Origin of the sequence: Bifidobacterium xylocopae (assembly GCF_003315615.1) — a bacterium.
Classification (GTDB): Bacteria; Actinomycetota; Actinomycetes; order Actinomycetales; family Bifidobacteriaceae; genus Bombiscardovia; species Bombiscardovia xylocopae.
In genome coordinates this window covers 21,111-30,180 of record NZ_PDCH01000017.1, presented here as the reverse complement: position 1 = coordinate 30,180, position 9,070 = coordinate 21,111, and the positions used below count along the sequence as shown (strand labels likewise).

The window sequence follows — 9,070 nt, the reverse complement described above, 5'->3', positions numbered from 1 at the left end:
GTCGGGCCTTGAAAAACAAGGGCTCCGAGACGGTGAACAACCAGGAGACGCCCACCAACGAGCCGAAGATCTGCGGGTATGTGCCGCCGGTCAGGAAGGACGTGGTCTCCGAGGCCAGCCAGGGCGGAGACCAGTCCAGCGTGGACGGCAAGCTCGCCTTCCCCGGGCAGAAGTTGGAGTACCAGCTGCAGACCGAGCCCCAGCTGCCGTCCAACCTGGGCTACCAGGTCACCAAGGTGGTGGTGGAAGACACGTATAGCGAGTATCTGAAGGTGGATAAACAGACCCTGGAAATCACGGATCTGTCTACCGGGCGGTTCATTCCCAAGGGGCAGTACTCAAGCCGTTGGGATGACACCTCCCATAGTGTCCGTCTGACGTTCGCCGATGCCTATGTCAACGCCAACTGGCACGCCGGCCAGCATCCGCGCATCCTTATCCGTTTCGAAGGCACGATCGACGAGCATGCGCCAGCCGACACTAGGGTTGACAACCAGTGGGGACTGACCCTGAACAATTCGCTGACCCCAAGCAACAAGGTGGTCAACCTGCCGCCGGGCCCACAGCCCGACAAGCATGTGACGCAGCAGGACCCTGCCGTAAGCATTGACGGCAGGAAGGCCCTGCTCGGGGACAGGCTCTACTACCGCATCGGCATCGACGCGCGGGGGCTGGAGCAGGCCGCATACAAGGTCCAGCGTCTGGGCGTGATCGACGACTACGACCAGGAGTATCTGAAGCTGGATGAAGCCGGCATCCAGGTGCTCGATGACACCGGGGCCGATGTCAGTGCCAGACTGAACATCCAGGTCAAAGCCGGCGTCGTGTACGCCTTCTTCAAGACAGTGGACACACCTCTGCCTTCCACCGGCGAGACGATCAAGGGGGACCCGCAGCCAGCGGACCTGGGGGACTACGCCCGGCGCAAGCTGAGCCCGTCTGAGGATCCTTCAATCGACCAAAGGGTGTTGGGTCATCGTTACCAACTGGTCCTGCCGGTCACGGTCGTGAACGTCAAGGATGGATATGAGGTGAAGAACACGGCCACACAGGTCACCAATGGCCGCGAGGACGTGACCAACACCGTCGTGAATCCGTTGGCTCCCGTCAATCCGCATAAGGACGTGGTTGTGGAGGTGGGTGGCGGCAGCGTCGACCAGCAGAAGATCTATCTGAACAGCCAGTTCCTCTACCGCCTGGACTCCAGCGTGCTGCCGGCCCACCGTGCCTATCCCAGGCTGAGGGACTGGTCAATCGTGGATCAATACGACAAGGCGCACGACAGGGCCACGGGCCAGTGGGCGGTCTACGCCAACAGGGACCTGAAAGCGAGCGACGGAACCATCCTCGCAAAACGGGGCGAACGCATCGCAGGCAAGGATTTTGACGCCAGCGCCTTCGGAGGGGAGCTGTTCGCTTACGAGGACAAGGACGGGCAGCTGACATTGACGGCCACCCAACGCTACCTGGACATGGCTTCAAGCGACGACGAGCAGGCCTGGACGGCATATGTGCAGTTCACCCGTTACCGCGCGGCCGACGCAGTCAAGAACTGGTTCCTGGAGACCTTGAACGGCACCAAGCGCCCTTCGAACGAGGTGGAGACCAGGACCCCGAACCTGCTGCCGGCCATCGCCATCGAGAAGTTCGACCAGGGCAGCGGTCCCGAGCGGGGCGACAGGGACGACCCGCAGGACGCCTTGGAGGATGCCAGGGACGGTACGGTCATCGTTTTCAGGGTCACGAACACCGGGCAGCTGCCGCTGACGGGCCTGCAGCTGAGGGACCACACCGTCGCCGGCTCCGGAGCGGTCGAGGCCTTTTCCTATCCGGACGGGTTCGACCGGATCGTGCTGAAACCGGGCGACCATGTGGATGTGACCGGCTTGCTCAAGGGGGTCAAACCCGGCGACCACCACACCGATCGGGCCGGGGTGACCGGCAAGCCGGTCGTGGACTGCCCGGTCATCGATGATGACCCCTGGGACGGCAAGCCCGGCCAGCGCAAGGATGGCAACTGCGGGGGAGCGGATGTGGTCTCCGGGCCGGACGATTGGAACGGCAAGCTCGCGGCCCCTCTGCCGATGACCGGTTCCGGCATGTTGGTGGTCAGCCTACTGGCCCTCTCCTTGGCCGGAGCCGGTCTGCCCCTGCTGGGCTGGGCCAGGGTCCATCAGCGTGTGGCCGACCGCATTCGGCGCGCCCATGCCTGAGCGGATGAATGCATAAGAGGGCGGCCCGGGAAACGGAACCGCACTCCATTGGAGGTGGTTCCGTTTCCTTCGGACAGTTAGATTCCAGCAGGAACCGTTTCAGGATTGACGAGTGGATTTTCTTTCCGAGAGTCCTACGATCCAAGAGAGAAGAGCGCCAATCAGGACGAACGCCCCGAGGGCCACCAGGCCGCCTCGTCCGCTCGCTTGGGTATTGAGCAGGGCGTCGAACCAGACGCGGATGTTGGGGGCGAAGAAACCGCCGAAGCCGCCCAGCATGTTTACCACGCCGATGCCACCAGCAAGGGCTGCCCCGGTGAGCAACTCGGTTGGCATGTTCCAGAAGATGGGCTGGCTGGCGATTACGCCTGTGGCGGCGACGCACAGGCAGGCGATGGCCAACAGTGGCGGCACGAAGGAGGACATGGCGATTGCAATGCCGGTGACGAGCAGAATGATGGTGACGAACAGTGAATGGCGCTCGCTCTTCGAGGACCACTTAGGCAGAAGCCAGGTTCCAAGCAGCGCACAGATCCATGGAATCATGGATATCAGGGAGACTTCCATGCCGACCTTCTTGCCAATCAGCCCAGAGACTTGGCTGGGAAGATAAAATGTAATGCCATAGACACCGACCTGAATCATGAAGTAGACGATGGACAGGGCCCATACCCTCCAGGACTTGAGGGCACCGGACATGCTGGACTCGGTTTTGACCTGGCTTCCGCTTTCCTCTTTTTCGATGGCACCTGCCAGCAATTCGCCTTCATCTGAACTTAGGAAGCGGGCGGTTCTTGGGTTGTCGTCCAGATAGAACCAGGCTGCGATGCCGATGATGACCGCGGCCAGTCCTTCGAAGAAGAACATCCAGAACCAGCCGGGTTTACCCAGGAATCCATGCATCTGTAGGAGGATGCCGGAGACAGGAGCGCCGATGATCATGGCTAGCGGTGCGCCCATATAGAAAAGGCCACGGATCTGGTCCTGCTGCTTTCGTGGGAAGAAAATAGTGGTCAGATAGATGGCACCGGGGAAGAATCCGGCCTCGGCGACACCGAGGAGGACCCGGACAATCAGGAATTGGGTCTGATTGTGTGTGAACGCCATGCCGGTACCTACCAGGCCCCAGATGATAGCCAGCGCCGTCAGCCATTTACGCGCGCCAACCTTGCGCATCATCAGATTGGATGGCGTTCCCAGGAAGGAATATATGACGAAAAACAGGCCTGATCCCAGTGCGTAACCCTGGGCAGTTAGACCGGTGTCCGCCATGTAGGACTGCTGGGCGTAGGAAATGTTACTGCGGTCGAAGAAGGCGATGACGTACATAAGGAGCAAAAAGGGAACCAGTCGTTTCGTTGTCTTGGCCACGACTTGGGCGAGCTCCTGTGCCCGCCGATTGGTTTCTGTGTCTTGCGTCATGTCATAACCCCTTTGTTGTAATGCCGTTCTCTGCATGCCTGCCCGTCGTGATGAGAGGCGGCGACATCAATCTTTTTTGGTGCCACCTTGCGTTTGGGAGGCACCTGTCGGAGGACGGGCATGTGGTCCTGCATTGGACCATGCCGCGTCTCGTACAATGGCCAGTATATGTGAGTTGAAACACAGTCCCTATACTTGGGAAGAAGCAAAAGGTGTGTGTCCGGTAGTTTGCCGGGGCTCCTTGTTTCGTGTAAGCCAAAGGAACGTGGAAAACGTCAAGCGATTCTATTGGGTTCCCGAATATTGGGATGCTATCTCAAAAAGGATACACTGGGGGCAGCGGTGCTCCGCAGGGGCTACCGCCTGAAGGGTAAGTGAGGACGCTTCCCCGATTCGAGCAATTTATGGAGGAGACAATGCCGTTACCATCAACCAAGTTGCCGACCATCAAGGCTATCAGGGCTTATAGCATGGGCGGCGCGGCCGCCAAAATCCGCGGACAAGGTGGAGGGGACTACCACGATCAAGGCAAGGACCACTGGATCGACGACCATATCGCCACCCCGATGAGCAAATATAAGGAATACGAGCAGTCAAGGCAGTCCTTTGGGTTGAATGTGTTGGGGACCTTGGTGGTTGAAGTGGAAGCCTCGGACGGCACAACAGGTTTCGCGATCTCAACCGCCGGACAGGTAGGTTGCTTCATTGTGGAGAAGCACCTGAACCGCTTTGTGGAAGGTAAGCGAGTGGATCAGATCAAACTGATCCATGATCAGATGATCAATGCGACGCTCTTCTACTCGGGTGGCGGCGGAGTCGTCATCAACACCATTTCATGCGTGGACCTGGCTCTTTGGGATCTGTATGGCAAGGTCATCGGCCTGCCAGTGTACAAGATTCTGGGTGGCGCGGTACGTGATGAAATCCACTTTTATGCCACTGGCGCCCGGCCGGACCTGGCCCAGAAGATGGGCTTCATCGGCGGGAAGATGCCCACCCACTGGAGTTCGGCTTTCGGGGATGAAGGCATCGAGAAGGATGTGGCGATGCTGGCCGATATGCGTGGAAGGGTTGGTGACGACTTCTGGCTGATGTTCGATTGCTGGATGAGTCAGGACGTAAATTATGCCACTAAGATGGCCCATGCCGCGGCTCCCTATAAGCTGAAGTGGATGGAGGAGTGCTTCCCCGCAGCGGATGTGGAATCCTACCGTGAGCTCAAGAAGAACATGCCCAAAGGCATGCTGATGACCACCGGTGAGCATACCGGCAACCTGAGTGCTTTCAAGGAACTCTCCGATGCCGGTGTCGACATCCTCCAGCCTGATGTCGGCTGGTGCGGAGGCATCACCTCCCTGCAGGAGATCGCGGCCCTGGCCAAGGCCCATGGTCAGCTCGTCGTGCCCCACGGTTCCTCGGTCTACTCCCACCATGCCGTTATCACCTTTACGAACACGCCTTTCAGCGAATTCCTGATGACCGCCCCGAAGGCCGACCACCTGCGTCCGCAGTTCGACCCGATCCTGGTTGGTGAGCCGGTGCCCGAAGGCGGCATCATCACCGCTGAGCAGCTGGACAAGCCCGGCTTTGGGGTCGAGTTGAACAGGGACTGCCCATTGGAGCGCCCTTACACCCATTGATTCAGCGCCGCGGCCGCCCTTCGTCCCCAGCCTGGGGCCGGGCGGCCGCGTATCCGTGGAACATACAGGAAAAGAGAAAGAACCATGCCGCACACGATAACGCACAATGTATTCAAGCAGGCTCTCAAGGAGGACCGCCGTCTCCTGGGTCTATGGTTGGCTTTCGGCTCGGCCACGGCCGCGGAGGTTTCGGCCAATTCCGGTTTCGACTGGGTGCTGATCGATGGGGAACACGGCCCTTATGATTTGACTACCATGCTTGATGTCCTGCGTGCCGTCCATGGATACCCGGTAAGTCCGATTGTCCGTCCGGCGAACTCCGATCCCGTGCTTATCAAACAAGTGCTCGATTTGGGTGCTCAGACCCTCCTCCTGCCTATGGTAAACAGCCGCGAAGAGGCCGAGTTGATGGTCAAAGCCACTCGGTATGCGCCTGAGGGAATCCGGGGTGTGGGTGCTGTGCTGGCGCGTTCGGGGGAATGGGGGCGCATTCCTGACTACATACGGGTTGCCGACGATGAGATTTGCCTCATAGTACAGGTGGAGAGTAGGGAAGCATTGGAGCATGTGGATGAGATAGCTTCGGTGGATGGCATCGACGCGGTTTTCATTGGCCCCGCCGATCTTTCAGCTTCCCTGGGATACCCTGACGCCGCGGAGGCTCCGGAGGTGCAGGACGCCATTCATCGAGCGTTCGACATCATCGGCAGCCATGATAAGGCGATTGGTTCATTGGCTTTCGACGCTGACCTGGCCAAGAAGTACTTCGACTGGGGTGCAAATTTCGTGGCTGTGGCTGGCGATACCGATTTGTATGTGCATGCATTGGATAGGGAGTTGGCCCTCTTCCGTTGAGGTGGCGGGGTTAGTGCACGCCGCTTGCTTGGCGGATGATATTCGGTTCGCGGCGATACGATATGCGTATGGCACAAGGTAATGCTCCTTCCGGTACACAGACATTGGTCCACGGTCTGACTGTCCTGCGCGCTGTGGCAGATGGTGCGCGGTCACTCCGGGAAGTCGTATCCGTCACCGACTTGAGCCGGAGCACCGCTCATCGCCTGATTCAGGCCTTACGTGCGGAGCGTTTTCTGCGCGAGGAGGCGGATGGCGGTCTGAGACTCGGTCCAGCCTTGATCGAGCTTGGTTTCAGGGCACGCGATGAGATCTCCATCCAGGAGGTGGCGCGGCCCTATCTTGTCGACCTGGCCAGGCAGGCCAAAGACACGGTTCACCTGGCGGTGGAGGATTCCGGGGCGGCGCTCTACCTTGATAAGATCCATGGGACCCGAGGCATTGAAATACGTTCATGGCCGGGGTGCCGAATGCCTCTGACCTACACGGGTATAGGCAAAGCTCTCCTTCTGGATGAACCCGACCGCTGGCGCTCGCAATACCTGCAGGACCGGAGCCTTGAAGAGCGTTCGCCCGAGCATGATTACGCTGATGAGCAAACCTTCGCTGCGGTCATGAAGAAGTTTGTCAAGCAGGGGTTCGCTTATGATCTGGAGGAGAACCAGCCGGGTATCCGTTGCGTGGCCTCGCCCTTGCGCGATGGTAGTGGCACCGTTTGTGCGGCCATTTCGATTTCCGCTGCGGTTTCGTTCATGCCCCCGAAGCGTATGCGGGTCCTTGGCGATTTGGTCTTGGACTGCTCCATCCGTATCTCACGGGAACTCGGTTACGGTGGCAAGGCTGGTCCAGCCAGGGCGGATGGCTAGACCGCTCTTGATGGGTGTTGACCGTCCTGTCGCTCAATCATTCAAGGTGGCAGCCACGGGGAAGAGCGCCTGATTCTTGCGGTGGGCAGGGGTTTTGGATGGCTGAAGGCCGTGGCACGGCGCTCTCCACCATGCAAGTGCCCCTCTGGCTGTATTTTTCTTGATTCCGTGAGTGTGGTGTAACTCTGGTGGCAGCCGATGGGGCATATCCGATGGTGTGCTAGGGTCGTGGGCGATAACGGAAATAAGTGGTGCCACCGGGTGCCCAGGGTCCATTGCCATGTCTCGTTAGGTCTGTGAAGAGACATGGGAACGGGCCCTTTTTGTTGCCCGGGTGGACGTGGGCAATGAAACATAGGGGGCAATATGCCTTGGGTCTATCTGCTGCTGGCTGGGATCATGGAAGTGGGCTGGTCCACCACGATGAAGCTCAGTGACGGCTTTTCCCACCTTGGGTACACGCTGGCGACCATTGTCGGTTCGGTGGCCAGTTTCATCCTGCTGGGGTTGGCGACCAAGCATATACAGCTAAGCCTGGCTTATCCGATTTGGACGGGCATAGGAGCCGTAGGCAGCATCCTGGTTGGCGTCCTTTTGTTCAAAGACGCCATGACACCCAAGACGGCCCTGTTTGTGGTCATGCTGATCGTCGGACTGATCGGCATCAAGGTCACTGCCTGACGGTCGGATGCCGCCCCTCTATGTTTTGCGGAATGCCATTTACGTGAATTCGCACCGGGCGGAAGGGGCGTGTAACGATGAAGAGGTCAGCGCCGAGGCCACGACCTCCAAGCTGGGCGACCTGGACGAGTAGGCCAGGCCGCATGGCTGACCTGTAGAACTGGCCTTGAGCGTACCTTGGTCGTCGCCACATAGGGAGTCTGCGCCATCAGCGCTGCGGATACCCGACAGGTGACGGTTCCGGAAGGAATCGTCACCTGTTGCGTTCAGCCGTTCACCGGCTTGGCAACTTCGTATGTATGAACCCCGGCCCATTAGGGCCGGGGTTCATGCGCATCATCTAAAAGCAGTTAACAATGCAGACACCATTGGGGTCATAACCCGGCTGCCCACTGTTCTGGTGGTGCAGGTCATGCCATACACGACTATTCGGATCATTAAGTGGGTTATATGGCGCAGGCGCACTGGGAGCAGGAGCATAGTGGGGTGCTGGCGCCGGAGCAGGTCCAGACGAACGGCCTCCGGACCAACCGCCACCATTGCCACCGGAACGAGCAGGGGCATAGTTGCCATAGCCTCCAGCGCTTCCGCCTGATGCGCCGGCACTCTGACTAGCGGCTGCTGCCTGGTCGGCTTGTTGTTTGGCGGTCTTGGAGTCGTTGACGGCTTTGGTCTGGTCGGCTATGGCCTGGATGGCCTTGCGTTGCTGGCCGGTGGTGGCCTTCCCGTTGCCCTGCACGGCTTTGGCCTGGTCCAGGGCGGCCTTGAGGGCGTCCCTGGTGGCGTTGTCGGCCACCTGCCCGTCGCTGGATCCCAGGAGCTGGTCGCCGTCGGCGATGGCCTGGCCCAGGTGGGCCTTGACGGTCTTCTTCACGTCCTTGCCTAACGCTGCCGTCGCCGTGCTGATGGCCTTGTCGTGCTTCAGGGCCTGGCCGGTGGCCCGGCGGATCGCGGCCGCGTTGTCCTTCAGCGTCCCGGTGCCGGCGTCCGCCGGGCAGTCGGGGACGGCCTCCTCGGCGGGCCTGTCCTGCTTGGCCTGCTTGGCGTCCTTGCCCTGCTTGGCGTCCTTGGTCTGCTTGGCGTCCTTGGCGTCCTTGCCTTCGCTTGCCTCCGTGGCGGTGGTGACGGCCTGGACGACCTTGGGGTCGGACACGTCGCCGGCCGGGGTGTCCCTGGCCTGCCGCACGGCCTCGGCCCGGGTCACGTCCAGGTGCCTGACGGCGCCGCGGTAGGCGCCGGCCGCGTTGCCGCAGTCCGCCAGGGCGTGCGAGCGGGCCACCCGCCGGCAGGCCACGACACCCCCGGCGACCAGGGCCACGGCGGCGATGGCCGCGACGACAATCCACAGGCGGCGGCGGTCGGTTCTGGGCGTGCTGTCGTCCATGCTTGATTT

Annotated in this window: 7 protein-coding genes; 5 read left to right on the top strand and 2 right to left on the bottom strand. The window is 60.3% G+C overall.

Annotation, left to right across the window (positions count from 1 at the left end; translation table 11 throughout):
• The coding region (locus CRD59_RS06845; protein WP_201736578.1) for an LPXTG cell wall anchor domain-containing protein at positions 1–2,213 on the top strand (2,213 nt) is incomplete at its 5' end.
• A gap of 99 nt (positions 2,214–2,312) precedes the next feature.
• Here CRD59_RS06845 and CRD59_RS06840 read toward each other — a convergent pair.
• Positions 2,313–3,635 (bottom strand): MFS transporter, encoded by a 1,323-nt coding sequence (locus tag CRD59_RS06840; RefSeq protein WP_113853941.1) that lies wholly within the window; start codon positions 3,633–3,635, stop codon positions 2,313–2,315.
• A 416-nt stretch (positions 3,636–4,051) separates the two neighbouring features.
• Here CRD59_RS06840 and rhmD point away from each other — a divergent pair, with 416 nt between their 5' ends.
• The 4 genes from rhmD to CRD59_RS06820 all read left to right on the top strand — a co-directional run bounded on the left by rhmD (position 4,052) and on the right by CRD59_RS06820 (position 7,677).
• Positions 4,052–5,275 carry an L-rhamnonate dehydratase gene (gene rhmD / locus CRD59_RS06835; protein ID WP_113853940.1) on the top strand — a complete coding sequence of 408 codons (1,224 nt, stop codon included), beginning with the start codon at positions 4,052–4,054 and terminating at the stop codon, positions 5,273–5,275.
• 84 nt (positions 5,276–5,359) lie between these two features.
• Positions 5,360–6,130, top strand: coding sequence for an HpcH/HpaI aldolase family protein (locus CRD59_RS06830; RefSeq protein ID WP_113853939.1), 771 nt, complete (start codon positions 5,360–5,362; stop codon positions 6,128–6,130).
• Positions 6,131–6,198: 68 nt separating this feature from the next.
• On the top strand, positions 6,199–6,996 hold the full coding sequence (locus CRD59_RS06825) for an IclR family transcriptional regulator (RefSeq protein WP_113853945.1): 798 nt from the start codon (positions 6,199–6,201) through the stop codon (positions 6,994–6,996).
• Between the two features lie 366 nt (positions 6,997–7,362).
• Positions 7,363–7,677 (top strand): DMT family transporter, encoded by a 315-nt coding sequence (locus tag CRD59_RS06820; protein ID WP_113853938.1) that lies wholly within the window; start codon positions 7,363–7,365, stop codon positions 7,675–7,677.
• 340 nt (positions 7,678–8,017) lie between these two features.
• On the opposite strand, the gene CRD59_RS06815 is transcribed toward CRD59_RS06820, so the two are convergent.
• Positions 8,018–9,061 carry a hypothetical protein gene (locus CRD59_RS06815; RefSeq protein WP_113853937.1) on the bottom strand — a complete coding sequence of 348 codons (1,044 nt, stop codon included), beginning with the start codon at positions 9,059–9,061 and terminating at the stop codon, positions 8,018–8,020.
• Between the last annotated feature and the right edge of the window lie 9 nt (positions 9,062–9,070).

Coding starts and splice junctions, on each gene's coding strand:
- CRD59_RS06820 (WP_113853938.1), top strand. CDS start 7,363: ATGCCTTGGGTCTATCTGCTGCTGGCTGGGATCATGGAAGTGGGCTGG.
- CRD59_RS06830 (WP_113853939.1), top strand. CDS start 5,360: ATGCCGCACACGATAACGCACAATGTATTCAAGCAGGCTCTCAAGGAG.
- CRD59_RS06815 (WP_113853937.1), bottom strand. CDS start 9,061: ATGGACGACAGCACGCCCAGAACCGACCGCCGCCGCCTGTGGATTGTC.
- CRD59_RS06840 (WP_113853941.1), bottom strand. CDS start 3,635: ATGACGCAAGACACAGAAACCAATCGGCGGGCACAGGAGCTCGCCCAA.
- rhmD (WP_113853940.1), top strand. CDS start 4,052: ATGCCGTTACCATCAACCAAGTTGCCGACCATCAAGGCTATCAGGGCT.
- CRD59_RS06825 (WP_113853945.1), top strand. CDS start 6,199: ATGGCACAAGGTAATGCTCCTTCCGGTACACAGACATTGGTCCACGGT.